This window comes from Vibrio sp. 10N.239.311.G01 (assembly GCF_041465805.1).
Classification (GTDB): domain Bacteria; phylum Pseudomonadota; class Gammaproteobacteria; order Enterobacterales; family Vibrionaceae; genus Vibrio; species Vibrio crassostreae_C.
The window spans coordinates 88,360-114,890 of the sequence record NZ_JBFSRM010000001.1 but is presented as its reverse complement, the minus strand read 5'-3'; the positions used below and the strand labels follow the sequence as shown (position 1 = coordinate 114,890).

The 26,531-nt window shown below is 44.4% G+C and carries 22 protein-coding genes and 1 tRNA gene; 17 read left to right on the top strand and 6 right to left on the bottom strand.

The features are described 5' to 3' along the window. Nucleotides 1-488 precede the first annotated feature (488 nt). From AB6D06_RS00510 to nth, 8 genes are all read left to right on the top strand, one after another. Nucleotides 489-564: transfer RNA gene (locus AB6D06_RS00510), tRNA-Asn, on the top strand. 487 nt (nt 565-1,051) lie between these two features. Continuing rightward, nucleotides 1,052-1,630 (top strand): electron transport complex subunit RsxA, encoded by a 579-nt coding sequence (gene rsxA / locus AB6D06_RS00505; protein ID WP_004734039.1) that lies wholly within the window; start codon nt 1,052-1,054, stop codon nt 1,628-1,630. Between the two features lie 2 nt (nt 1,631-1,632). Next, the gene (gene rsxB, locus AB6D06_RS00500; protein ID WP_004734040.1) at nt 1,633-2,226 is read left to right on the top strand and encodes an electron transport complex subunit RsxB; all 594 of its coding nucleotides are present in this window, start codon (nt 1,633-1,635) and stop codon (nt 2,224-2,226) included. Nucleotides 2,227-2,237: 11 nt separating this feature from the next. Then, nucleotides 2,238-4,811 (top strand): electron transport complex subunit RsxC, encoded by a 2,574-nt coding sequence (gene rsxC / locus AB6D06_RS00495; RefSeq protein ID WP_102427879.1) that lies wholly within the window; start codon nt 2,238-2,240, stop codon nt 4,809-4,811. Beyond that, nucleotides 4,811-5,857, top strand: coding sequence for an electron transport complex subunit RsxD (rsxD, locus tag AB6D06_RS00490; protein WP_372109815.1), 1,047 nt, complete (start codon nt 4,811-4,813; stop codon nt 5,855-5,857). Before rsxC ends, rsxD begins: the two co-directional genes overlap by 1 nt. Nucleotides 5,858-5,870: 13 nt before the next feature. Beyond that, nucleotides 5,871-6,500 (top strand): electron transport complex subunit RsxG, encoded by a 630-nt coding sequence (gene rsxG, locus AB6D06_RS00485; protein WP_372099919.1) that lies wholly within the window; start codon nt 5,871-5,873, stop codon nt 6,498-6,500. Beyond that, nucleotides 6,500-7,192 (top strand): electron transport complex subunit E, encoded by a 693-nt coding sequence (locus AB6D06_RS00480; RefSeq protein ID WP_017099961.1) that lies wholly within the window; start codon nt 6,500-6,502, stop codon nt 7,190-7,192. The genes rsxG and AB6D06_RS00480 overlap by 1 nt, the downstream gene beginning before the upstream one ends. A gap of 165 nt (nt 7,193-7,357) precedes the next feature. Continuing rightward, nucleotides 7,358-7,993, top strand: a complete 636-nt coding sequence (gene nth / locus AB6D06_RS00475) for an endonuclease III (RefSeq protein WP_017061172.1) — start codon at nt 7,358-7,360, stop codon at nt 7,991-7,993. 180 nt (nt 7,994-8,173) lie between these two features. On the opposite strand, the gene AB6D06_RS00470 is transcribed toward nth, so the two are convergent. After that, the gene (locus tag AB6D06_RS00470; RefSeq protein WP_372109814.1) at nt 8,174-10,927 is read right to left on the bottom strand and encodes a cation-translocating P-type ATPase; all 2,754 of its coding nucleotides are present in this window, start codon (nt 10,925-10,927) and stop codon (nt 8,174-8,176) included. 765 nt (nt 10,928-11,692) lie between these two features. Between AB6D06_RS00470 and gloA the strand changes: the two genes are divergently transcribed. Further along, nucleotides 11,693-12,109: a lactoylglutathione lyase gene (gene gloA, locus AB6D06_RS00465; protein ID WP_004734046.1), complete on the top strand. Its 417-nt coding sequence runs from the start codon at nt 11,693-11,695 to the stop codon at nt 12,107-12,109. 200 nt (nt 12,110-12,309) lie between these two features. Then, nucleotides 12,310-12,744 carry a DUF2753 domain-containing protein gene (locus AB6D06_RS00460; RefSeq protein ID WP_004734047.1) on the top strand — a complete coding sequence of 145 codons (435 nt, stop codon included), beginning with the start codon at nt 12,310-12,312 and terminating at the stop codon, nt 12,742-12,744. A gap of 95 nt (nt 12,745-12,839) precedes the next feature. On the opposite strand, the gene motY is transcribed toward AB6D06_RS00460, so the two are convergent. After that, nucleotides 12,840-13,721: a flagellar protein MotY gene (gene motY / locus AB6D06_RS00455; RefSeq protein WP_017063457.1), complete on the bottom strand. Its 882-nt coding sequence runs from the start codon at nt 13,719-13,721 to the stop codon at nt 12,840-12,842. A gap of 188 nt (nt 13,722-13,909) precedes the next feature. Here motY and rnt point away from each other — a divergent pair, with 188 nt between their 5' ends. Together rnt and AB6D06_RS00445 are read left to right on the top strand one after the other, a co-directional pair. Beyond that, nucleotides 13,910-14,554, top strand: a complete 645-nt coding sequence (rnt, locus tag AB6D06_RS00450; protein WP_372099923.1) for a ribonuclease T — start codon at nt 13,910-13,912, stop codon at nt 14,552-14,554. A 65-nt stretch (nt 14,555-14,619) separates the two neighbouring features. Beyond that, the gene (locus tag AB6D06_RS00445; RefSeq protein ID WP_029235135.1) at nt 14,620-15,945 is read left to right on the top strand and encodes a Na+/H+ antiporter family protein; all 1,326 of its coding nucleotides are present in this window, start codon (nt 14,620-14,622) and stop codon (nt 15,943-15,945) included. Between the two features lie 191 nt (nt 15,946-16,136). Here AB6D06_RS00445 and AB6D06_RS00440 read toward each other — a convergent pair whose 3' ends face one another. Further along, nucleotides 16,137-16,766: a DsbA family protein gene (locus tag AB6D06_RS00440; protein WP_372099925.1), complete on the bottom strand. Its 630-nt coding sequence runs from the start codon at nt 16,764-16,766 to the stop codon at nt 16,137-16,139. A gap of 98 nt (nt 16,767-16,864) precedes the next feature. Then, the gene (locus AB6D06_RS00435) at nt 16,865-17,203 is read right to left on the bottom strand and encodes a Grx4 family monothiol glutaredoxin (RefSeq protein ID WP_004741702.1); all 339 of its coding nucleotides are present in this window, start codon (nt 17,201-17,203) and stop codon (nt 16,865-16,867) included. Nucleotides 17,204-17,472: 269 nt separating this feature from the next. On the opposite strand from AB6D06_RS00435, the gene sodB reads away from it, so the two are divergent. From sodB to AB6D06_RS00420, 3 genes are all read left to right on the top strand, one after another. Continuing rightward, the gene (sodB, locus tag AB6D06_RS00430) at nt 17,473-18,057 is read left to right on the top strand and encodes a superoxide dismutase [Fe] (protein WP_004734050.1); all 585 of its coding nucleotides are present in this window, start codon (nt 17,473-17,475) and stop codon (nt 18,055-18,057) included. 254 nt (nt 18,058-18,311) lie between these two features. Further along, nucleotides 18,312-18,815, top strand: coding sequence for a VC2046/SO_2500 family protein (locus AB6D06_RS00425; protein WP_372109813.1), 504 nt, complete (start codon nt 18,312-18,314; stop codon nt 18,813-18,815). A gap of 278 nt (nt 18,816-19,093) precedes the next feature. Then, nucleotides 19,094-19,777, top strand: a complete 684-nt coding sequence (locus AB6D06_RS00420) for an SDR family oxidoreductase (protein WP_017061182.1) — start codon at nt 19,094-19,096, stop codon at nt 19,775-19,777. Nucleotides 19,778-19,965: 188 nt separating this feature from the next. Here AB6D06_RS00420 and adhE read toward each other — a convergent pair whose 3' ends face one another. Next, nucleotides 19,966-22,671: a bifunctional acetaldehyde-CoA/alcohol dehydrogenase gene (gene adhE, locus AB6D06_RS00415; RefSeq protein WP_017061183.1), complete on the bottom strand. Its 2,706-nt coding sequence runs from the start codon at nt 22,669-22,671 to the stop codon at nt 19,966-19,968. 638 nt (nt 22,672-23,309) lie between these two features. On the opposite strand from adhE, the gene AB6D06_RS00410 reads away from it, so the two are divergent. Both AB6D06_RS00410 and AB6D06_RS00405 read left to right on the top strand, forming a co-directional pair. Next, nucleotides 23,310-23,948 (top strand): YchE family NAAT transporter, encoded by a 639-nt coding sequence (locus tag AB6D06_RS00410; RefSeq protein ID WP_004734056.1) that lies wholly within the window; start codon nt 23,310-23,312, stop codon nt 23,946-23,948. A 149-nt stretch (nt 23,949-24,097) separates the two neighbouring features. Beyond that, a complete protein-coding gene (locus AB6D06_RS00405) occupies nt 24,098-24,940 on the top strand; it encodes an ion transporter (protein ID WP_029235134.1) in 843 nt (280 codons plus the stop codon). Nucleotides 24,941-25,092: 152 nt separating this feature from the next. Here AB6D06_RS00405 and asd read toward each other — a convergent pair whose 3' ends face one another. Further along, nucleotides 25,093-26,211 carry an aspartate-semialdehyde dehydrogenase gene (gene asd / locus AB6D06_RS00400; RefSeq protein WP_017061186.1) on the bottom strand — a complete coding sequence of 373 codons (1,119 nt, stop codon included), beginning with the start codon at nt 26,209-26,211 and terminating at the stop codon, nt 25,093-25,095. Between the last annotated feature and the right edge of the window lie 320 nt (nt 26,212-26,531).

Here is a 26,531-nt window from a genome sequence, read left to right as displayed (position 1 = left end):
TTTTTTTAATCAGGTCATTGTCACTCTAGGAGGAGTGTCGTTGCAACAATTATCTAGAGAAATGCATCTTAAGATCAGAGATCAGTTATAGCTTTTATTTTTAGAACTTGGTATTATCCGTGCCCTGCAAAGTTTCCCCAGCTAAATTACTCGAATTTTAATCCACTACTTTTCCCCAAAAAACCTAAAAATACCGCTTGTTTTACTGTTCGTTTTATAATCTACAAAAGTTATACAATTGCGATATTTTGCTATAAATCTTTTAAATACATTACGTTAGATAAGGTTTTTACATTTTTCGATTTATCCCGATTATTGTTGTTAAAGTTTCACACACACACTTATCCACAATTTTGGTGGATAACTAAAGCAAAGCTAAATCCTATAAGGCGTTCAAGAAAGTAAAGTTTTTTATCTTACTTTTTTCTGATATTTTTTATTGACAGAAATCCGGACAATTATTAGAATTCGCGTCGCTAACAAGCAATTCCCCTTTAGTTCAGTTGGTAGAACGGCGGACTGTTAATCCGTATGTCGCAAGTTCAAGTCTTGCAAGGGGAGCCAAATTCAGAAAAAAGCTCAATCGAAAGATTGGGCTTTTTTCGTATATAACTGCGACTAACTTGTTCCAAGTTAATGTCACAAACCTAGCCGCCCGCGTTCAAGTCTCGACAAGGGGGCCAAATTTAAAGAAGCCGCATCACTCGATGCGGCTTTTTGCGTTTTAGTGCTTTGGGCTCGTATTTTACTCGCCTCTTTCACTCCTCTTTTTGATAGTTCTGAGCACAAAAAGCCACAAATATGACCCTATTCGTAGGAAGCAAATCGAGTTCAATTCAAGAATGATCTTATGAAAGATCCAATTCAACTACTCCTACAAACTTGTCTCACGAAGTAAAAATTGGCCGTCTATACTTACGGTAACTTTAATAATCAATCGATTACCTGATGTTTTTTTCACCAAGTGTCTAAATCCCTAGTGATCCTTGGTTGTTATTAGGTGAGCAAAGCAGGATAATATCGGGATCGGAATCTCAAGAATTAATCCATTATGACCGAATACCTTTTGTTGTTGGTTGGCACAGTGCTGGTCAATAACTTTGTGCTAGTGAAGTTTTTAGGGCTATGTCCTTTCATGGGAGTCTCCAAGAAACTGGAGACTGCGATTGGCATGGGCCTCGCGACGACTTTCGTTCTGACGTTAGCGTCGGTATCTGCATACCTAGTAGAAACCTACATCCTTACCCCTCTGGGTATTGAATACCTGCGTACCATGAGCTTCATTTTGGTTATCGCGGTGGTCGTTCAATTTACGGAAATGGTCGTTCACAAAACCAGCCCGACTCTTTATCGCCTATTGGGTATCTTCCTGCCTCTTATCACCACCAACTGTGCGGTATTAGGTGTGGCACTTTTGAACATCAATGAAAACCACAACTTCATTCAGTCGATCATCTATGGTTTTGGCGCTGCGGTGGGTTTCTCTCTTGTATTGATCCTATTTGCTGCGATGCGTGAACGTATTGCGGTTGCTGATGTTCCAATGCCCTTCAAAGGCGCATCGATTGCGATGATCACAGCAGGCTTAATGTCTTTGGCATTTATGGGCTTTACTGGGTTGGTGAAATAAGCATGAGTACCATTTTAATTGCGATCATTGCGCTAGCCGTTTTAGCCGCTGTTTTTGGCGCTATTTTGGGCTTTGCTTCTATCCGCTTTAAAGTTGAAGCCGATCCTATCGTCGATCAAATCGACACCATCTTACCGCAAACTCAATGTGGTCAATGTGGCTACCCAGGTTGTCGCCCATACGCAGAGGCGATTGCTAACGGAGACAAGATCAACAAATGTCCTCCGGGCGGCCAAGCAACTATTGAGAAGCTAGCAGACTTAATGGGCGTAGAAGTTGAAGACTCCGCTCATGATTTAGATAACAAAGTAAAAACCGTTGCCTTCATTCATGAAGATATGTGTATCGGCTGTACTAAGTGTATTCAAGCCTGCCCTGTTGACGCCATTGTTGGTGGTACCAAGGCACTACACACAGTAATTAAAGATGAATGTACAGGTTGTGATCTATGTGTCGCACCGTGCCCTACTGACTGTATCGAAATGATTCCAGTGGCAACAACGACTGAAAATTGGAAATGGCAGATGAACATCATTCCTGTTACTGATATCACTAACCAAGCCACTGATGCGACTGCATCAGAGCCAAAAGCATAGGGTTAGTTGGTATGATCTCTTTAATTGAACAAATTCGCACGGGCTCTATTTGGGATTTCCCGGGCGGCGTGCATCCTGCTGAAAACAAAAAACAGTCAAATACTACCGATATCACCCATGCAAGGCTTCCTGAAGAAATCGTTCTTCCAGTGAAACAGCACATCGGTAAGCCCGGTAACCTATTGGTTGCTGTTGGTGACACCGTACTAAAAGGTCAACAACTGACGGCCTTAGATACGGGTTTTACTTTGCCAGTACATGCACCAACTTCGGGTGTGATTACCGCTATTGAACCAAGAACCACCGCTCACCCTTCAGGTCTGAGCGAAATGTGCGTGGTTATTAAACCTGATGGCTTAGACACTTGGATTGAAAAAAATCCAGTTGAAGACTTTTCTAAAAAAACCTCTGACGAACTGCTGGATGTGATTCGCCAAGCCGGTATTTCAGGCATGGGCGGCGCGGGCTTCCCTACGGCTAAGAAGCTTCAATCAGGTTTAGGTCGTACCGACATTTTGATCGTCAACGCTGCTGAGTGTGAACCTTACATCACCTCAGATGACAAGTTGCTTCAAGAGCATGCCAACGAAGTTTTAAAAGGCATTGAAGTGGTTGAACATATCCTTCGACCAAAGCTGACCGTTATCGGTATTGAAGACAACAAACCTGATGCAATAAAAGCACTTGAGGTTGCAGCGAAAAACAAAGACATCGTCATTCGAGTTATCCCAACTAAATACCCTTCGGGTGGTGAGAAACAGCTCATCAAGATCCTCACCAATAAAGAGGTTCCAGCTGGTGGTATACCTGCAGATATTGGTGTTTTGGTTCAGAACGTCGGCTCTCTTTACTCGATTAAGCGAGCGGTAATTGACGGCGAACCTGTGGTTAACCGCGTTGTGACATTAACCGGTAAAACCTTTAAGCAACCTCGTAACGTTTGGGCGCTATTAGGCACACCAGTACATGAGTTACTTGAAGAGTTTGGCTACAAAGCAGATAAAAAACTGCCGCGTTTAATTTTGGGCGGCCCGATGATGGGCTTTACCTTGCCGCATGCCAATGTGCCAATCACCAAAACGTCGAACTGTATTTTGGCGCCAACGCGTCGTGAGATCTCACCAAGCACTTACGAAATGGAATGTATCCGTTGCAGCGCATGTGCTGAAGCTTGCCCTGCGTCTCTACTTCCTCAACAACTGCAATGGCACGCCAAAGCCAACGAGTTGGATAAGTGTGAAGAGCTAAATATTAAAGACTGTATTGAATGTGGTGCATGTGCATTTGTCTGCCCAAGCGAAATCCCTCTTGTTCAGTACTATCGCCAAGCAAAAGCTGAAATCAAAACTCGAAAAGATGAAGCCGCTGCTGCAGAACGCGCCAAGATTCGTTTTGAAGAGAAGAACGCTCGTATGGAGCGTGATAAAGCCGAACGTGAAAACCGCTTTAAAAAAGCCGCAGATAACCGCCGTAAAGATATGAAAACATCCGGCGGTGATGATGCTATTGCTGCTGCGATTGCTCGTGTTAAAGCACAAAAAGCCGCTGCGGATCAGGCTCCGAATGAAGAACCAGCAGTGAAACCTGCGGTTGCTGCCGCTATTGCGAAGGCAAAAGCGAAACAAGCTGCAGCTCAAAAAGCGGAAGGCGCTGAACCAGACAACTCTGAAATGTCTAAACTGCGTGAAGAGCGCAAGCGTCAAGCGAGAGAGCGCAAGGCACAACAAGCAGCAGCCGATACTCCTGCAGAAAGCTCAGGCGATACGAAGAAAGACGCCGTTGCTGCTGCGATTGCTCGCGCTAAAGCGAAGAAAGCACAGCAAGCGGAATCTGCTTCGGATGCTCCTGTTGAAAGCTCTGGCGATGCTAAGAAAGATGCTGTCGCTGCGGCCATTGCTCGTGCTAAAGCCAAGAAAGCTCAACAAGCTGAATCTGCTGCTGAAGCTCCTGCTGAAAAATCCGGCGATGCCAAGAAAGATGCTGTTACTGCCGCTATCGCTCGTGCTAAAGCCAAAAAAGCCCAGCAAGCGAAGCAAGCAGAAACATCTGAACCAGTGGTTGAAGTTGAAACCGAGACTCAATCGGAGCAAGTCGACCCTAAGAAAGCTGCTGTTGCTGCGGCCATCGCTCGCGCTAAGGCTAAGAAAGCACAGCAAGCGACACAAGAAACAACCGAAGCTCCTGAACCTGCAGTTGAAACTGAAGCTGGAAGTTCTGGCGATGCTAAGAAAGACGCCGTTGCTACCGCTATAGCCCGTGCTAAAGCAAAAAAAGCACAGCAAGTTAAGCAAGCAGAAACATCTGAACCAGTAGTTGAAGTAGAAACTGATACTCAATCTGAACAGGTCGATCCGAAGAAAGCTGCTGTTGCTGCAGCTATCGCTCGTGCTAAAGCGAAAAAAGCCCAGCAAGCGAAACAAGACGAAACAGTAGAAACGCCAGAGCCAGTGCTCGAAGTGGCAGCTGAAACTCAATCTGAAGCTGTTGACCCTAAAAAAGCAGCCGTTGCTGCCGCTATTGCTCGTGCTAAAGCAAGAAAAGCACAGCAAGAGCTAGATAAAAAGAACAATGAGGAGAAAGAGTAGTGGCCTTCTTTATCGCCAGCTCACCGCACGCGCATAGCCGTAGAAGCACCCCAGATCTAATGAAATGGGTGACTATTTGTGCATTGCCAGGTCTACTAGCTCAAACCTACTTCTTTGGATGGGGTACCCTCATCCAGTTAGTATTTGCTATTGCACTTGCTGTTACCTTTGAAGCAGCCGTCATGCTATTGAGAAAACGCCCGCCAGTAATGGCACTGCGTGATTACAGTGCTGTTGTAACCGCTTGGCTACTGAGTGTCGCGATTCCCCCACACTCTCCGTGGTGGATCCTCGTCATTGGTATGTTCTTCGCTATTATTATCGCGAAACACTTATACGGCGGCCTAGGGCAGAACCCATTTAACCCTGCGATGGTCGCTTACGTTGTTTTGCTGATTTCATTCCCAGTTCAAATGACCAGTTGGAATGCTCCCGCGAGCCTGACAGCAGAAGCAACAAGCTTTATTGACTCATTCTTGATGATCTTTACTGGCTTCAATAACGAAGGTTTGTCTCTGCAACAAGCACGCCTTGGCATTGATGGCACCACAATGGCGACGCCGCTTGATGCATTCAAAACGGCATTAACGGCAGGCAATACTGCCTCAGAAGCACTATCTCAACCTCAATTTAGTTGGTTAGCTGGCGTAGGCTGGGAGTGGGTAAACCTTGCTTACCTAATCGGCGGTTTAGTGCTGATTAAGCAACGTGTTATTCAATGGTATATCCCTGTGGCTTTCATCGGCAGCCTTGCGCTGTTTAGCCTGGTATTCTTAATCTTAACTCCAGGTGAAACCGCTTCGCCAACCATTCACCTATTGTCTGGCGCAACCATGCTTGGTGCATTCTTCATTGCAACCGATCCGGTTTCCGCCTCGACGACAGTGAAAGGTCGCTTGGTATTTGGTGCGCTGATCGGTGGTCTAGTCTTTATCATCCGCAGCTGGGGCGGCTTCCCTGATGGCGTAGCGTTTGCTGTATTGTTAGCCAACATGTGTGTTCCACTGATTGACTACTACACCAAACCTCGTACATACGGCCACTAAGGAAACAGATACTATGCTAAATGCAATTAAGAAAAACGGTCTTGTACTTGCGATTTTTGCGTGTGCTTCAACAGGTTTGGTCGCGGTAACTCACTACCTGACCAAAGATCAGATCAAACAGCAAGAACAGGCTCAGTTACTGTCTGTGCTTAACCAAGTGATCCCGCATGATCTGCACGATAATGAACTCTTTTCAGCCTGTACTCTGGTTCAAGCAGAAGAGCTGGGCACTGAGCAAGCGATGCCGGCTTACATTGCTAAAATCAATGGTGAGCCGAGTGCGATTGCGATTGAAGCGATTGCCCCTGACGGCTACAACGGCGCGATTAAAGTGATTGTTGGAATGAAGATCGACGGTACTATTTTAGGTACTCGCGTGCTTTCTCACCAAGAAACTCCAGGTTTGGGTGATAAGATTGATTTGCGTGTGAGTGATTGGATTCTTTCGTTTGCAGGCAAACAAGTAACAGATTCTAATCTTGGCCGTTGGAAGGTTCGTAAAGACGGTGGTGATTTCGACCAGTTTACCGGCGCAACCATCACACCAAGAGCGGTCGTTAAGTCCGTCAAACAGGCGGTTCAATACGTTAACCAAAACAACCAAGCATTGCTTGCTCAACCTCTAAATTGTGGTGGTGAATAATGAGTGACCATAAAACACTAATTAAAAATGGCATGTGGGCCAACAACCCTGCCCTAGTGCAACTTCTTGGGTTGTGTCCGCTGTTGGCTGTCTCTTCGACAGTGACGAACGCACTTGGCTTAGGTATTGCTACCTTGCTTGTATTGGTCGGTTCGAACGTTTCTGTTTCTTTGGTTCGAAACCATGTGCCAAAAGAAGTGCGTATTCCAGTATTCGTGATGATCATTGCATCACTGGTAACCTGTGTTCAACTACTGATGAATGCCTACGCATACGGGCTTTACCTATCTTTGGGTATCTTCATCCCACTGATCGTAACCAACTGTATCATCATTGGCAGAGCTGAAGCCTTCGCTTCTAAAAACGAAGTTTTACCTGCTGCTCAAGATGGTTTCTGGATGGGTCTTGGCATGACATCAGTATTGGTCGTGTTAGGTGCGATGCGTGAGGTTATTGGTAACGGAACCCTATTTGATGGCGCAGACCTGCTGCTTGGTGACTGGGCTTCTGTGTTACGAATCCAGATATTCCAATTTGATAACAGCTTCTTGTTAGCCCTGCTTCCACCGGGTGCCTTCATTGGTGTTGGTTTCTTAATTGCTTTGAAAAACATTATCGATAACCAAGCAAAATCTAGACAACCAAAACAAGAAAAACCAGTCATTGAACGCGCTCGCGTTACCAATGCCTAATAAGTTAAATTAGCTTAAACCTCGCTGAGTTAGCTCAACCACTCAGCGGGGGGAAATCAGATCTAAACAGTACATATAATAATGACGCTCATAAGAGCGCGTAACCGATGATAAAGCAGAAGCAATCCAAGCTTCATGCCCTAACTATTTGAAAGTAATGTCGCTATGAACAATGTAAAACGAGTAGAAATACTTGAGCGTTTAAGAGAAAACAATCCAAAGCCAGAGACTGAGCTTAACTGGAACAGCCCATTCGAGCTGCTGATTGCCGTTCTATTGTCTGCACAAGCAACCGATGTCAGCGTGAACAAGGCGACGGATAAGCTGTACCCTTTAGCCAACACTCCGCAAGCAATTTTCGACCTAGGTGTTGATGGCTTAAAAGAGTATATCAAGACCATCGGCCTATTTAACTCAAAAGCAGAAAACACCATCAAAACGTGTCGTATGCTGCTTGACCTACATAATGGTGAAGTACCGGAAGATCGCGCTGCATTAGAAGCCCTTCCAGGTGTCGGTCGTAAAACAGCAAACGTAGTGTTAAATACCGCATTCGGTTGGCCAACCATTGCCGTTGATACTCACATCTATCGTGTATCAAACCGCACTAAGCTAGCGATGGGTAAAACCGTCGACGATGTCGAAGCAAAACTACTTAAAGTTATCCCAAAAGAATTCAAACTGGATGTCCACCATTGGCTCATTCTTCATGGACGTTACACCTGTGTCGCACGTAAACCACGCTGTGGCAGCTGTATCATTGAAGACCTCTGTGAATTCAAAGAAAAGAGCGAAGATTAGTCTTTCCGTTCACAACGATTAATCAATACGGCAGCGCTTAAAGCGCTGCTTTTTTATTGCCACTCTCTAGAATCCGCCTCTACATAAGTTTTCACTTCTAATTCTGCGTTCCCAAGACAACAGGCATAAAAAATCCCGCCTTTTATGGCGGGATTCAATTATTTAGCTAAGAAGTCTGTCTTAGATAAACTCCACTTTAGTCACTTCTTTGATAGCAGATAGAACAAATGTTGGTACTGCTGCAATGAAGATTAACGATATTAAGTGATTAAACTCTAGCGCTTCTGTGCTGAATACCAACTGACCGAAGCTTGTGTACACAACGCTTAAAGACAAGATAGCCGATACTGCCACCGCACCAAGTAGGTAGTGGTTAGTGAACGGATTCTTACGATAAATCGTTGTAAACGTACGTGCATCGAACAAGCTCCAAAGTTGAGCAAAGATCAGTGTTAAAAACGCAACGGTTTGTGCGTATTGAGCACTGTAACCACCGTCGAGTGCGTAAGAGAATGTCACAAAGCTTAGACCACCTAATGCGAGACCACGAGTTAGGATACGAGCGCCTAGACCATTAGAGAAGAAGCCTTGGTCACGTTTGCCTGGCTTACGCTCCATGAGATCTTTCTCTTCTGGCTCAACACCGAGTGCGAGTGCTGGTAGACCATCAGAAACGAGGTTAACCCATAAAATCATTAGTGGAGTTAGCGGAAGTACTACATCTGGTCCCATGAGTAGGAATGCAAATAGGATTACCGAAACCTCACCCACGTTCGCTGTAAGTGCTTGGCGGATAAACTTACGTAGGTTATCGAAAATTTGACGACCCTGACGTACCGCCTTCACGATAGTACTGAAGTTGTCATCCAACAGGATAAGGTCACCTGAGTCTTTCGCAACAGACGTACCTGTAATACCCATCGCAACACCAATGTCTGCACGACGCAGTGCTGGCGCATCGTTCACGCCGTCACCGGTCATAGAGGCAACTTCATTGTTCTCTTGCTGCGCTTTTACGATACGCAGCTTGTGCTCTGGAGTAACACGGGCAAATACTGCAACCTGAGAACAGATAGACAACAGCTTCTCGTCATCCATTTGGTCAAGCTCAGCACCCGTTACCACTAGATCGTCTTCGCTACGGATGATTCCGATTTCACGAGCAATCGCTGCTGCCGTGACTGCGTGGTCACCGGTAATCATTACCGTACGAACACCAGCGCTATAACAGCTATTTACTGCATCGCGTACTTCTGGGCGTGGTGGATCCATGATGCCATAGATACCCAGGATGCTGACGTCTTTTTCAAGCTCAGGGAAATCTAACTCAAGCTCTTCTTCTTTTAATTCACGGAAACCAACGGCAAGTGTACGCAGAGCATCACCACCAAAGGTTTGGATTGCCGCTTCAAAGTTTAAATGAAGCTCTTGAGACGGTGCGGTATCGAGAGCCAAGTTGCCTGAAACTTCACAGCCAATCGTTGGTACGAAACCACCGTCAACCATGAAGCTGGTTGATTTACCAAGAACAACATCTGGCGCACCTTTCAATGCTAGGAAGTGCTTACCTTGTGGGTCACGAACGATAACAGAAGCCATCTTACGACCAGAATCGAACGGGAACTTCTTAACGATTGAGTAGCCACCCGTTGATAGCATTTCATCTTGTTTAAGACCTGCTTTTGCAGCTGCAACAATTAGTGCACCTTCTGTCGGGTTGCCACGAACCGTCCATTTACCATCAGCATTTACATATTCAGCATCGTTACAAAGCGTTGCAACAACAAGACCTTTCATCATTGCAGGGCTGTTTGTCGCTTCGACATTGTGACCTTTGGTAATGAATTCACCCTTAGGATCAAAACCTTTACCTGACACATCCCAGTAACGACCAGACACATCGTACGCTTTCATCACCTGCATTTGGTTTTGTGTTAGCGTACCGGTTTTATCTGAACAGATAACGGTTGTAGAACCAAGCGTTTCGATTGCTGCTAGCTGTTTAGCCAAAGCATTATTCTTAACCATCTTAGTCGAGCCCATCGTTAATACGATAGTAACCACCGTTGGTAAACCTTCAGGAATAGCGGCAACCGATAAAGAGATACCTGTTGTTAGGATTTCTAACCATGGCATACCGTGGTAAACACCGATAGCACAAACAATAGCAACAACCACAAGAGCAACAACCAATAATGCGAGTGCGATGGTGTCCATACGCTCTTGCATTGGTGTTTTCGTCTCTTCCGTTTGGTTCATCATATCAGCGATGTGACCAACTTCAGTTTGCATACCTGTGCTTGTTACCACAGCAAGGCCTGTACCTGTAGTCACGATTGTTGTCATGAAGCCCATGTTCTTCTGATCGCCAAGACCAAGGGTCTCATCTTCAAGGCGTTCAGACTGCTTATTCACTGGCTCAGATTCACCGGTCAGTGCAGCCTCATCTACCGTCAGACGGTTTGACTCAAGAATACGAACATCAGCAGGCAGAATATCGCCAGTATTAATTTTGATGATGTCACCAGGAACGAGGGTTTTAGCTGGAACACTGATCCATTTACCATCGCGCATCACTTCGGCTTCTGGAGCTGCCATTTCTTTTAGCGCTTCCATCCCTTTCTGAGCTTTAAATTCTTGCCAGAACGCGATACCAGTATTGATAAGGATAATCACTGCAATAGCCATAGCATCAATCGCGTGGCCAGTAGACCAAGAAACGATTGCACCAACAGCTAGAATAAAAATCAGTGGGTTTTTATATTGATGAATATACAGTTCCCACGCAGAAGCTGACTCTTGTGCAGTCAGTTCGTTAGTGCCGTGCTTCTCTAAGCGTGCATCCGCTTCAGAAGTTGATAAACCTGTCGTTTGATCTGCGTTCAGTTCGTTTAAAACATCTGAACTTTGTTGTGTAAACCATTTACTCGTCATTTGAGTACTCCACATCAATGCCTCACGCCGAGGCTAATGTAATAAAATAATACTTATTCTTATGTGATAGAAAAATCGCACAAATCAAAAGTGAATATTTAGTCGATTTGGTGCGCTTGAAAAACTATATAGTAAGGATTGTCTATTTAGCAAAGATCGCAAAAGATACACTTGATACACACTTGACAACTACTTTGAAAACACAACCACATCAAACATCAAACATAAAACAAACAATACAAGCCCAAACTATTGTTTAAAAAAGATAAGCACAAAAAATAGACACCCTTTGCACTTTCGTAAAAACCATTGGTTATCGGCTTATTTTATCGAAAATTCCTTAATAACGAAGTAAAACATCGGAATAACCTTTCTATAAACAGGGAGATGTTGGCGTAATCATAAATTGATAAAATGGAAAGTTAGATGCCAATTGTAAAAACGAAAGGAAATCAGCAACAAGATGGAGATATAAGTCACAATTCAACAACCAAGGCCATTCTTGGCCATTACAAAAAAGACCAACACTCAAACTTACTATTTATGCAAAACTGCGAATTAAGCGCTAGTGACTGACAAATTAATAAGGCCGTCGCTCTTTAATTTCTTGTAATACAAATAAGAAAAAAGGCAGAGGGGGAGAGTAAGATAGATGATGAGAATAAGAAAATATGACCAAACTCATCATCTCTTTGGTGTTGCTTATGAGCTTGCTCATATATAGTGCTATAAAAGAAACAACCAATAACAAGCTAGGAGCAAATCATGTCAAACGGTCGTATTTTACACACCATGCTACGCGTGGGTGATCTAGACAAGTCTATCGAGTTCTACACCAATGTAATGGGCATGCAGCTATTACGTAAGAACGAAAATAAAGAGTACGAATACACACTGGCTTTTGTTGGCTTTGGTGACGAATCTCAAGGTGCTGTTATTGAGTTAACTTACAATTGGGGCACAACTGAATACGACCTAGGCTCAGCTTTCGGTCACGTAGCGATCGGTGTTGATGATATCTACACTACGTGTGACGCGATTAAAGCCGCTGGCGGTAACGTGACTCGTGAAGCCGGCCCTGTAAAAGGCGGTTCTACTCACATTGCATTCGTAAAAGACCCTGACGGCTACATGATTGAGCTGATTCAGAACAAACAAGCAAGCGCAGGTCTAGAAGGTTAATTCCTTAACCTCTTTGAGAAGTTGGGTTTGAACGCCTGAAGAAATGAAAAACGAAGCGAGCACTATGCTCGCTTCTTTTTTATCACTCTCACCATAATCGATATTCTTTACCAATTATTCTTAACAATCTCATTGATGAAACTTTACATGATAATGATTATCATTTAAATTAACCACCTATTGATTAGTGAGGTAATACAATGATTAGCGAATGGGAAAAACACACGTTACTTGCCGATACTGCATTGCAGCTCGACGATCCTGTACGAAGTATTCTTCATTATCAGCAGGCTTTGAACTTAAGTGAAGAAATTACAGAACGCACCGATATTCAAGCCGATGAACGCTTACTGATCTCGGTGATTTCTTGCCACAATCTTGCTCAATTCTGGCGTTGGGCTGGCGACACTGAATACGAGCTCAAGTATCTTCAACTGGCTTCCGAAAAGGTACTCACACTGATCCCTCAGTGCCCTAATACTCAATGTTCAAGCTTTATCGATTCTATTGGTTGCTGTAAGAAAGCGCTGATCGATTTCATGAAACGCCACCCAAACCCTAAAATTGCCTCTATGGTGGAAAAGATCGATACCGCGACCAACTGTGAAATGATCGCCCGCTTCCGCTTGAATTAAACAAGTTCCGTTAAAACAACGACTCCAAATTTAAAACATAAAAAAGCCCGTCATCAAGACGGGCTTTGTCATTTCAAAACAAGCTGTTGTTTAGCTTAAACCTGTGTGCGACCTAAAGAGATCACAACACGTCGGTTCTTATCTTTACCAATTGGCGAGTTATTGTCCGCAATCGGGCGACGCTTACCATAGCCTTGCACTTGAATGCGATCTTCCGGCAAACCAAGTGATTTAAAGTACTCTCTCAAAGACTCAGCTCTTCGTTCTGACAGGTTTTGGCTAATACCTTTGCTGTCGACAGAGTCGGTGTACGTTGCCACCAGCACAAGGTCGATGTCTTGGTTATAGCGAACGTAATCGGCAATCTGGCTCAGCCTTTTGCGCGACGACTTGTTCAGCTGGTCGCTGTTGCGGTCGTAATGCAAAATAGTGAAAGAGATATCTTCAAAGCTGTAAGGCAGCAGGTTAGCAACACAGTCACTGAACACATTGTATTTTTCTTGGAACAACACCGACGACAACGACACTTCGATACGTTGATCTCGGCTCTGCCACTCTTGGTAGCTGAATGTCGGATAACGCCCTTTCTCCAACTCACTCAAGATGCCCCAAGCTGTTTGACCGCCGACATAGCCGTCAAATTGCTGGAAGAACTTAATGGTTGTCATACGATCAGCACTTTCACCCGGACGCCAAGGTGGCGGCATAGAGATCAAGCTTACATTGCGCGTCGCACCCATTGGACGGCGCATTTTAAGCTCAAAGTCCAAAATGATTTTTTTACTCGCGCGAGATGAGAACTCAGCATCACCAAAGTTTGGAATTGGGTGGACCAAGCGACATTCAAGTGGCGTGTTGGCTACCATCTCCCATGTCGACTGTTGAGGAGATGCTCCGTAACGCTTTTCTTGTGCCATGACCGATGACGACACAAGTAGCGAAAATAGCATTGAACCTGTTATGAGTTGTTTCTTCATAAAGTGGAGTATCTCTTAAGCAATTCGTTTAACAATGCAGCCAATTGCCGCATTTTTCTCTCACGTTTAAATATGCAATTATCAAGCCGCAATGGGTTAGGTAATTTAAGATTTATTGCCCTTCCCTAGTTTTTATCACTGCTATTATCTGCAATAATGCAGCCTTAATCACACTTATTTGGGCTAACATGACTGTAGAAAACGAAGCTCTGACCCTAAAAAAACGCTTTCGCGGCTATTTTCCAGTGGTCATCGACGTGGAAACCGCAGGGTTTAACGCTGAAACCGATGCATTATTAGAAATCTGTGCCATTACATTAAAAATGGATGAGAACGGAGATCTGCACCCTGCATCAACGCTTCATTTTCACATTGAGCCTTTTGAAGGCGCAAATATAGAGCGGGCAGCATTAGACTTTAACGGAATTAAAGACCCATTTAGCCCATTACGTGGTGCTGTGTCGGAACAAGAAGCCCTTAAAGAAATCTACAAGCTAGTGAGAAAAGAACAAAAAGCTTCAGATTGCAGTCGCGCAATCATGGTTGCTCACAACGCTACATTCGATTTGAACTTCGTTAATGCGGCAAGTGAGCGCTGTAAGCTTAAACGCGTCCCTTTCCATCCATTTGCTACTTTTGACACTGCAGCTCTTAGTGGTCTTGCCTACGGTCAAACCGTTTTGGCTAAAGCTTGCCGCACTGCAGGGATGGAATTTGACAACAAAGAAGCACACTCTGCTTTGTATGATACGCAAAAAACCACAGATTTATTTTGCGGCATTGTAAACAAATGGAAAGCCCTTGGTGGTTGGCCTCTTGTTGACGAAGAATAAAAAATAGAGTCGGTAAACGTTTTTTCGTATTGCCTTCATAAAAAACACAACATCCCGAGAATAATATGAATCCTGTTGTAATTTCAGTTTGCATCATGCTTGTTTTAGCTTTGATGCGCGTAAACGTAGTCGTTGCTCTGACGTTCAGTGCAATTATCGGTGGCGTAGCCTCTGGTATGAGCTTGAACGACGCAGTCGCGGCTTTCGAAAGTGGATTAGGCGGCGGTGCAACGATTGCACTTAGCTACGCTATGCTTGGTACATTCGCTGTTGCTATCTCACGTTCTGGTATCACAGATCTCCTTGCTCAAAGTGTTATCAAACGCATTCACGGCAAAGAGAACAGTGCGGCATCGACTGGTCTTAAATACGGCATGCTTGCGTCGTTGATCTTAGTGACCATGTCTTCGCAAAACGTGATTCCAGTACATATCGCCTTCATCCCAATCTTAATCCCACCTCTACTAGGCGTATTCGCAAAAATGAACCTAGACCGCCGTCTAGTTGCGTGTGTACTTACTTTTGGTCTGATTACACCTTACATGGTGCTACCGATTGGTTTTGGTGGCATCTTCCTAAACAACATTCTGCTTAAAAACCTTCACGACAATGGTCTTGAAAACGTAGTAGCAAGCCAAGTGCCAATGGCGATGTTGTTACCCGCTGCGGGCATGATCTTCGGTCTTCTTACTGCAGTATTCTTTACTTACCGTAAGCCTCGCCAATACAAAGAAACCTCTCACACTGTTGTTTCAACAGAAGTGAAAGAGATCAACAAGAAGCACATCCTAGTAGCAGCAGCTGGTATCGTAGCAGCGCTAACAGTTCAACTATCGACTGGCTCTATGATCATCGGTGCTCTAGCGGGTTTCATGGTATTTACCTTCGGTGGCGTTATTGCTTGGAAAGAGACACAAGATGTCTTCACCAAGGGCGTTCACATGATGGCAATGATCGGTTTCATCATGATTGCAGCAGCAGGTTTCGCGGCAGTTATGAAGCAAACAGGTGGCGTTGAATCTCTGGTTGAAGCACTTTCAACAAGCATCGGCGACAACAAGCCTCTAGCAGCACTACTTATGCTAATTGTTGGTCTATTGGTTACTATGGGCATTGGTTCTTCGTTCTCTACGATTCCAATCCTTGCAACTATCTACGTTCCACTAGCAGCAGCATTTGGCTTCTCGCCAATGGCAACAATCGCTCTAGTAGGTACAGCTGCTGCACTTGGTGATGCGGGCTCTCCGGCTTCTGACTCAACATTAGGTCCAACGTCTGGTCTAAATGCTGATGGTCAACACGAGCACGTATGGGAAACCGTAGTACCGACGTTCCTGCACTACAACATCCCACTGATCGTATTCGGTTGGATTGCAGCCATGGTTCTGTAATTAGGTTCTGTAGTTAAACAGTCCTACGCTCACTTTTATAAAGACCGCCTCGTGCGGTCTTTTTTGTCTCTGAGATTCATTCTACTCTTCCTTCCGCTCACTCTCATTGAACTAGCGACACCAAACAAAAAAGGCTTACTCTGATGAGTAAGCCTTAGAAATCATTGCGAATACAGATGACTCTCGCTGAATTACGCAGCGGGAGCATTACTCACTAAAATTTCGCGAATAGACTTAAGCGTCGCTTCCGTTGAATGATAATCCAATTCAACTTCACTAAAGATGCCGTTCACTTCAAGCATTAAGGTCGGGTAAGAAAATACACCCATCGCTTCTTTAAAGCCTAGCTGGTCATCTAACTCACTTTCCAATAACTTGCTAGAAAGGTCATTTTCCAACTGTTGAACATTCATACCTAGCTCTTCAGCCAACTGCAAATGTGTGTCTTGGCTATGTGGCAACATCGCACGAAGGTAGTAAGCATGTTGAATCGCTTCAAGCATCGCTTCGTAGTGGTCTTGAAAACCTGCAGCAATCACGGCACGGCACGCAGGGTAAGTACTGCGAACAGGTTGGCACTCTGTCCAAAAATCATGGTTAAACTCAGTACCCAACTTAGCTTCGATCTGCTTCCAAATCGCTTGCAGCTTGCCTTTCATCTCTTCTGACATTGGCTCATCAGAATCCGGGGCCAAACCACCCACTACATAGTTAAACTCAATGCTCGCAGGCAATTGTTGTTTCAATAACTCAAGTGTTGGCTTGTAACCCCAACACCAGCTGCACATTGGATCATGCACATAATGAAGTTTTACGTTCATTGTTCATTCCTTATCGAGTCAATGATTCGATCAATTCAAACAAAAAAGGAGCCTGATTAAGGCCCCTCATTTTAACTATTCAGCGCAAAGGCTAGAACTTATTCAGCGTCATCGCCAGCAACTTTAGCCGCTGCTTCTTTGATGATTGGCTGAAGTTCGCCTTTTTGGAACATCTCAAGAATGATGTCACAACCACCGATTAGCTCACCTTCAACCCAAAGTTGTGGGAAAGTTGGCCACTGTGCGTAAGCAGGAAGCTCTGCACGGATATCAGGGTTTTGTAGGATATCTACGTAAGCAAATTTTTCGCCACATGCCATTAGAGCTTGAGACGCTTGAGAAGAGAAACCACAGCTAGGTAGCTTAGGAGAACCTTTCATGTACAGTAGAATAGTGTTTTCTTCAATTTGCTGTTTGATTTTATCGATAGTTTCCATTGCTTCCTCGTTAATGGATTACGGCTTTTATTGCCTTTATTCTACCCCAAACTAAAAGAATAAAAACCATATAAAAAAAGCGGTTAACAAGCTAAGCTAACAATTCACACAAAAGTAATGAAATAAGCTTTTAATAAAGTAAAAACTTGCTAAACTATATCGCAAGTCAGCAAATTGACCATGGTTGGCAGTATAGCGAGCCATGAATAATAATATCACTGGAAGCAATCGAAAGAGTTAACTCTTTCATATCAATGGAGAATTGAGCAATGGCATTTGAACTACCGGCTCTTCCTTACGCGAAAGACGCGCTAGAACCACACATCTCAGCAGAAACGCTAGATTTCCACCACGGTAAGCACCACAACACTTACGTTGTTAAGCTAAACGGCCTTATCCCAGGTACTGAGTTTGAAGGCAAAACACTAGAAGAGATCGTTAAGACTTCTACTGGTGGTGTTTTCAATAACGCTGCTCAAATCTGGAACCACACGTTCTACTGGCACTGTCTTGCTCCTAAAGCGGGCGGCGAACCAACTGGCGCTGTTGCAGAAGCTATCAACGCTGCATTCGGTTCTTTCGAAGAATTCAAAGCGAAATTCACTGATTCAGCAATCAACAACTTCGGTTCTTCTTGGACTTGGTTAGTTAAGAAAGCTGACGGTTCTCTAGACATCGTTAACACTTCTAACGCTGCTACTCCTCTAACAGAAGAAGGTGTTACTCCACTTCTAACTGTTGACCTATGGGAACACGCTTACTACATCGATTTCCGCAATGTTCGCCCTGACTACATGGCTGCATTCTGGAACCTAGTAAACTGGTCTTTCGTAGAAGAGAACCTAGCTAAGTAATTATTGCTTACGCTGCGCTATTTATAGCGAGTTATCTATTGAAAGCTCATGCCTCGGCCCTCGGCGTGAGCTTTTTTGTATCTGTCGTGTTCCACAAAATCTAAACATTTCGTAATAAACCCGCCAATAGCGCTTACTTCTCGAACTATTGATAGCCTTCTTCCCAACCCTACATAAATTCTCTATTTGCCTGTAATTAAACACTAAAGTTTGCCGACTCCATGCCGTTAAAGGTGTATCCAATGAGAGGCGACATGCAAATACATACTTTAGACAAAGCAGGAATCATCAACGAACTGAAGTTCGGCATCGGGATCAGCCAAGCGGTTGAGCAAGGTCGCCGTGCAGATTTCGCGTTGCTGTTATCTATGTTTTCTAATGATGTCCGTGATTGCACGCCAATTGACACCATTGAAATCACAGAGACAAATGAAGATCGCCTGCGCAAACAATTTGGCGTAGCAGAACCTCAACAACTGCGTTCAAACCAGTCTTCATATGAGATTTCAGCTCAGCAATCTAATCATTTTCATCAAGCTAGCCTTGCCAGCGCCAAACTCAGCCATTACTTGAAACCTGAAGCGCTTGCCTTCATGCCTGAAGATACAGCCGACTTACCCGAAGAGGTTTACCAAAACCTTTCTGGTCATGACCGACGCAAACTCGCAAACAAGCATTTAGCTGATTTGCCACATGCCACGCTCTACAATGAGCTAACCACCGCGCAACGTCAGTATCAAATTCAAGCTCAAGTATAGCGGTCGCCTACCTTTCCCTTTTTCGCTGTCTATCCATAGCTCTTCTTCGACTAACTCGCACACTTCAAAGTATTCACACGAATGATATGAACCATTAGCCTTAGGCAACCTAAAAACACCTGATGTCGGTTACCGCTTGAAGTTACTACAAAATGTGACGTGCCACTAAGTTCATAAAAACTTATTAATTGGCACACCTTAGTTTGAACCAATTCACACCCGTTGTATAAATTTTAACCCACCCTTATCCGACATGGACGATTTGTTTAGGTACTGGGATGGAAATAAAAAGCTCAATCATATTGGTGACATCTGCCGGCTCGCGACTGGGGGGGGCGATTGCGAACCACTTTGTTAACCTTGGAGCCACCGTCATCCTTTGTGATAAAGACACGGAAGCACTTAAAGCGACGTATCTACAGTGTGCCCGGTTTTCTGACTCTGTTTACCACTACACGCTCAAAGGCAATGACAGCCAAGCGATTCTCAGCGTATATGATTTTATTCAAACCACCTTCAACACGACACCCGATGTGCTGGTCAATAACTGGATAAGCTCCCCAATGCCTAGCCTAATTGGCGATCAGCCTGTGAGCAGCTTTATTAATGATCTCTCATCGATGGCATCGACCCTGTTCGCATTTGGGCAAATCAGTGCTGAGAGATTGCGAGAGGAAGATAAGGAAGGCGTGATTGTGAATGTGATATCTCATGATGACTTTCACGATGTGTCTGGCTTAGAGAGCGCAAACTCAATGATCACTGGCTTTACCCATAGTTGGGCGAAAGAGCTGACTCCCTTTGGCATTCGAGTCGGTGGCGTTGTTCCCGCCGTTCATAACTCCGATGGCAAGCTCAACCGATGTCACTGGGCGCAGCTGCAAGACGAGCTGACCAGAACAACCGAATACATTGTCTCGAATGACTACTTCAGTGGGCGAGTTGTCGCGGCAGAGGTTTAACTCCCTATTCCAATTGAACATGACTGGCTCAGCTCATATTAAGTAGCAGAGCTATTGCCTCTCAATCCGTTTTACAAACGAACCAAACATAAAAAAAAAGCCCCAGTCTCTCGACTGGGGCTTTCATCTTTTCCCGATAGATAAGTATCGTGCTAGCGAAAACTTATCTCAAAACTAATGCTTACTTATTATGCGTTAGCTTTTTCTTTTTTAGCTTTTGGCGCTTTCGCTTCAGCTGGCTTTTGGTCTGCTTTCTTAAGGATAACTGTAGTACCTTCGAAAGTTTCGCCTTCAACGTATGGTTGGCCGAAGTAAGAAGTTGTTAGAACTTCTTTTAGCTCAGTGATTAGAGGGTAACGTGGGTTAGCACCTGTACACTGGTCATCGAACGCTTCAACAGCTAGCTCGTCTAGTTTAGCGATGAAGTCAGACTCGTTAACACCCGCAGCTTGGATAGATAGTGGGATGTCTAGGTCAACTTTAAGCTCTTCTAACCAAGTCAGTAGACGTTCAATCTTCTGAGCTGTACGGTCACCAGCTTGGCTTAGGCCTAGGTGGTCAGCAACTTCAGCGTAACGACGACGTGCTTGTGGACGGTCGTACTGAGAGAATGCAGTCTGCTTAGTTGGGTTATCGTTCGCGTTGTAACGTACAACGTTTGAGATAAGTAGTGCGTTAGCAAGACCGTGTGGTAGGTGGAACTCAGCACCAATTTTGTGAGCCATTGAGTGACACACACCTAGGAATGCGTTCGCAAATGCTACACCAGCGATAGTTGCTGCGTTGTGTACTTTCTCACGAGCTATTGGGTCAGCCGCACCATTTTTGTAGCTTGATGGTAGGTATTCTTTAAGCATCTTAAGAGCTTGAAGAGCTTGACCGTCTGAGTACTCGTTCGCTAGAACAGATACGTAAGCTTCAAGAGCGTGAGTTACTGCATCGTAACCACCGAACGCTGTTAGAGACTTAGGCATGTTCATTACTAGGTTCGCATCAACGATAGCCATGTTTGGCGTGATTTCGTAATCAGCTAGTGGGTATTTAGCACCAGTCTTGTCGTCAGTAACAACAGCGAATGGAGTAACCTCTGAACCTGTACCTGAAGTTGTAGTGATACATACAAGCTCAGCTTTTTGACCCATTTTAGGGAACTTGTAGATACGTTTACGGATGTCCATAAAGCGCATTGCTAGTTCTTCGAAGTGAGTTTCTGGGTGCTCGTACATAACCCACATGATCTTAGCAGCATCCATTGGAGAACCGCCACCTAGAGCAAGGATTACGTCAGGTTGGAAGCTCTTCATTGCTTCAGCGCCTTTCTCAACAACAGATAGCGTTGGATCCGCTTCTACGTCGAAGAAAGTTTGAACTTCGATGCCTTGTGCTTTAAGCAAGCTAACTACGTCATCTGCGTAACCGTTGTTGAATAGGAAACGGTCAGTTACTAGGAATGCGCGTTTCTTACCTTCTAGGTCGCTCATTGCGATTGGAAGGCTACCACGACGGAAGTAGATAGACTTAGGTAGTTTGTGCCACAACATGTTTTCAGCTCGCTTCGCTACAGTTTTCTTGTTGATAAGGTGCTTAGGACCTACGTTCTCAGAGATAGAGTTACCACCCCATGAACCACAACCTAGAGTTAGAGAAGGTGCAACGTTGAAGTTGTACAGGTCACCGATACCACCGTGAGTAGTCGGGATGTTGATTAGGATACGAGCAGTCTTCATCTTATCACCGAAGTAACGGATGCGGTCTGCGTTAGTATCTTGGTTAGTGTAAAGACCAGATGTGTGACCGATACCACCGATTTCAACCATAGTTACCGCTTGAGCAACTGCGTCTTCGAAGTCATCTGCGCGGAATAGACCTAGAGTTGGAGATAGTTTCTCGTGAGCGAATTCGTCATCGTAAGAAACTTTACCAAGACCTTCACCTACAAGTACTTTTGTATCAGCAGGAACTTTAACACCAGCCATTTCAGCGATTGCTGGAGCAGGTTGACCTACGATTTTAGCGTTTAGGTTGCCGTCGATAAGCAGAACTTTACGTACTTTATCAGCGTCAGCTTTAGATAGAACGTGAGCTTTGTGAGAAGCGAAACGCTCTTTAACTTCGTCATATACTTCGCTAACTACGATTGCAGCTTGCTCAGAAGCACATACTACGCCGTTATCGAAAGTCTTAGACATAAGGATAGATGCTACAGCACGTTTGATGTCAGCTGTTTCATCGATAACGACAGGAACGTTACCAGCACCAACACCGATAGCAGGCTTACCAGAAGAGTATGCTGCTTTAACCATGCCTGGACCACCAGTAGCAAGGATAAGTGCGATACCGTCGTGCTTCATAAGCGCGTTAGAAAGCTCTACAGATGGTTGGTCGATCCAACCGATGATGTCTCGTGGAGCACCAGCTGCAACAGCTGCGTCTAGAACTAGTTTCGCTGCGTCGTTAGTTGAGTTCTTTGCACGTGGGTGTGGCGAGAAGATGATGCCGTTACGTGTCTTAAGAGAAATTAGAGATTTGAAGATTGCTGTAGAAGTTGGGTTCGTTGTTGGAACGATACCACAGATGATACCTACAGGCTCAGCGATAGTCATTGTGCCTAGGTTGTCATCTTCTTCTAAGATGCCACATGTTTTTTCGTCTTTGTATTTGTTGTAGATAAATTCAGATGCAAAGTGGTTTTTGATAACCTTATCTTCAACAATACCCATTCCAGATTCAGCAACTGCTTGTTGAGCAAGTGGAATACGAGCGTGGTTAGCAGCAAGAGAAGCTGCGCGGAAGATTGCATCTACTTTCTCTTGAGAGAATGTTGCAAACTCTTCTTGTGCTGCTTTAACGCGAGCTACTAGAGCATCAAGTTCCGCTAAGTTAGTTACAGGCATGGTGGATCTCCTAAAATAATAAATATTAAAAACTTTTTATTAAACTCGCTGCTTGCCGTTAACCTTAAACACCAACGTTCTTAGTAAATTGCTTTCAGGGCTGAGTATATTATTTCACTGTGTGAAAAAAATTGACCCAGATCAGTTACCCAAAAAGAATTAACCAGAAAGTAGTAAGGCAATCGCAAAAATGAACTTAAGAGCATGATTTATATAGATTAAACTCACACTTTTCGTTCGCGCAAAAAACAAGCAAACAGACAAATTTTTTCTACATAGCGTAACAAACTGTAAAAAAGTTTCATTTTTAGTCCGTTAAATTACATGTATACAGCTATATTCGTGCTACTGAGAGTATATCCATACCGTTGTACGGGCTAGATTCTGACATAATTTTTATTAATTTCGTGCGTCGGTTAACAGTTACTCAATAATAAATTACAAAATTAAACACTACCAACTAGCTTGCAACAGGCTTAAAACAAAAGTGAGATTCAATTAGTTTTTCTAAAAAGAATCACCCATTTCAAGTTAGTTTTTTTCATTCGCGTAAATCGAGTTTGTCCCTTACATTACGCGCCTAAACTATTCACAGATCAACCCTTCAACCTTAAGTACGCTAACTGGAGATCGCTCTCATGCAAGGCTTAGAACTCGCAATTTTTATGCAATTCTTCCTTGGGCTTGTTGCTGCCGTAAACCCAATCGGCATCATGCCTGTTTTTGTTTCTCTTACTGCTCATATGCCGCCAGAAGAGAGGAACAGGACAGCCTTACAAGCAAACATTGCTGTTGCCGTGATCCTCATTGTCTCTCTTGTTGCGGGGCAAATGCTGCTTGATATGTTTAGTATCTCGCTGGACTCATTCCGTGTTGCAGGTGGTTTACTATTACTGAGCATCGCATTTTCGATGATGAGCGGTAAGCTCGGTGAAGATAAGCAGAACAAACAAGAAAAATCTGAATACATCAGCAAAGAGCAAATCGGTGTTGTTCCACTGGCTATGCCGCTAATGGCAGGCCCAGGTGCTATCAGCTCGACCATTGTTTACGGGTCTCGCTACCCTGCTGCTATTGATACGGTCGGCATCGGCATTAGTATCATCGCATTCGCAACATGCTCTTGGCTTTTGTTCCGTTCAGCGCCGGTTATCGTTCGCTTTTTAGGTCAAACGGGTATCAACGTGATCACTCGTATCATGGGCCTGATTCTTGGCGCATTGGGCATCGAGTTCATCGCCAATGGTCTACGTAATCTGTTCCCAGGCTTGGCATAACGTTTAACAACATTTCGGTTGCTCTATAAAGGGCAACAATATTGAAATATAGATGAGGCGAGTAAAGCAATTGGGCTTTCACTCGCCTCGTTATTATGAAGCTTGTATAATGACTGTTAATGCATTTAACAGAAGACGAACCTCTCCTTATGTCACGCAAGCCACTCAAGCATCATTTGTACGTCATTATCTTTGGTACTCACACGCCAGCCGGACGTGCATTTGATATAACTCTGATCGTTGCAATCTTGGCTTCGCTGTTGGTTCTGATCTTAGAATCCATCCCTAATGTGATGACCGAATGGTCACAACAGCTGCGTTATATCGAATACACCTTCACTGCACTCTTCACTCTTGAGTATTTGTTAAGGCTCTATTGCTCCCCAAAGCCAAAATCTTACGCCACCAGTTTTTATGGTGTCGTTGACCTATTGGCGATTCTTCCGACCTACCTAGCAATCATCTTCCCAGGCGCTTCATTTATGGGTGTGGTGAGACTGCTGCGTGTGATGCGTATCTTCCGAATTCTAAAGCTGGTTCGCTACCTGCAAGATTCCAATATTCTGTTGCGCTCACTATTAATGGCACGACGAAAGATACTGATCTTCTTTAGCACCGTCGGCATCTTGGTGGTTATCTTTGGCGCCTTGATCTTTGTTATTGAAGGTCCTGACAATGGCTTCACCAGTATTCCTCACAGTATCTATTGGGCCATCGTGACTATCACTACGGTAGGTTATGGTGACATGGTGCCGCAGACCGCGCTTGGTAAAGCCATAGCATCACTGACCATGCTATTGGGTTACTCTATCTTAGCAGTGCCAACCGGGATCATTACTGCAGAACTCAGTAATGAGATGAACTCGCACAAAGAGTTGGTTAAGTGCCCGAATTGTAACCGAGCGGGTCATGATTCAGACGCCATGTATTGCAAGCACTGTGCTAGCGAATTAGCGGATCCAGACAAGCGTGTCGTCACCGACGAGAAATAAAAGCAGACACGAGATTCGAGTAGCGAGATGCGAAGAGATTTAAGGGCAGTTTCGAGGGCCGAATAACGAGGTAGCAATAAACTAAAAAGGGTTGACGTTTGTCGTCAACCCTTTCGGTTTATCAGCTAATAGAATTTAAGCAATCTTGCCTATTACGATTTCTCAGCAAGGATAATGCGTAGAGTACGACGTAGTGGTTCTGCAGCACCCCAAAGTAGTTGGTCACCAACCGTGAAGGCGTTTAGGAAGTCGTTACCCATCGACATCTTACGCAGACGACCGACAGGTACAGACATTGTGCCTGTTACTTTCGCTGGTGTTAGCTCCTGTGCCGTGATGTCGCGGTCATTAGGAATCACTTTAACCCAATCATTGTGCGTTGCGATGATCTCTTCGATCTCGTCCATTGGCACGTCTTGCTTAAGCTTGATCGTTAGTGCTTGAGCGTGACAACGCATTGCACCGATTCGTACACAAGTACCATCAATTGGGATTGGCTGACCATCTAGACCAAGAATCTTGTTCGCTTCAACACCGGCTTTCCACTCTTCTTTACTCTGACCGTTTTCACGCTTCACATCGATCCAAGGAATCAGTGAGCCTGCAAGCGGAGCACCAAATTGGTCTGTTGGGAATGAAGATGAACGAATCGTATCAGCCACTTTCTTATCGATATCAAGAATTGAGCTTGAAGGGTTTGCTAACTCAGAACTTACGCTGTCGTTGATCACACCCATTTGTGAGATCAGCTCACGCATGTTCTTAGCACCCGCACCAGAAGCTGCTTGGTAAGTCATGGCACTCATCCACTCAACCATGCCTTTCTCGTACAGACCACCTAGAGCCATAAGCATTAAGCTCACAGTACAGTTACCGCCAACGAACGTGTTGGTGCCGCTGTGAATGCCTTGCTGGATTTGAGCCAAGTTAACAGGATCAAGAGTGATGATTGAATCAGCATCCATACGCAGAGTAGATGCTGCATCAATCCAGTAACCTTTCCAACCTGCTTGACGCAGTGCTGGGTATACTTTTGATGTGTAATCGCCGCCTTGACAGGTAATCACAGCATCAAGCTGTTTTAGGCTATCAATATCAAAAGCGTCTTGAAGTAGACCCGCATCTTTACCACCTAAAACAGGGGCAGGAATACCAATCTGAGATGTGCTGTAATAAACAGGCTCAATCAAGTCGAAGTCTTTCTCTTCAACCATACGTTGCATCAGTACAGAACCAACCATACCGCGCCAACCAACTAGACCTACTCTCATCGCTCACTCTCCATGTATAAATTAAAAATTGCTCTCCCCCATCTATAAGTTTTTCAGAAACAGAACTCAAGTGCTTTTTGTCAAAAAGTGTAACTTTTTCGTTTCTTTTAAGTGAACGTAATGAATCGTGCAGTTATCTCTGTATCGACATTCCATCTCCACCTCATTGATTAAGCGTCCATTATCTTCAAATTCAAACATTTACATCGCCAAAGTCGATTCAATCGACGCTCATCACAAACAGTAAATCCCTCTTTTAAACCAAGGTTAATCAGAGTTTTATTTTACAAAACGAAAACAACGCGCGACAGATCTCAACA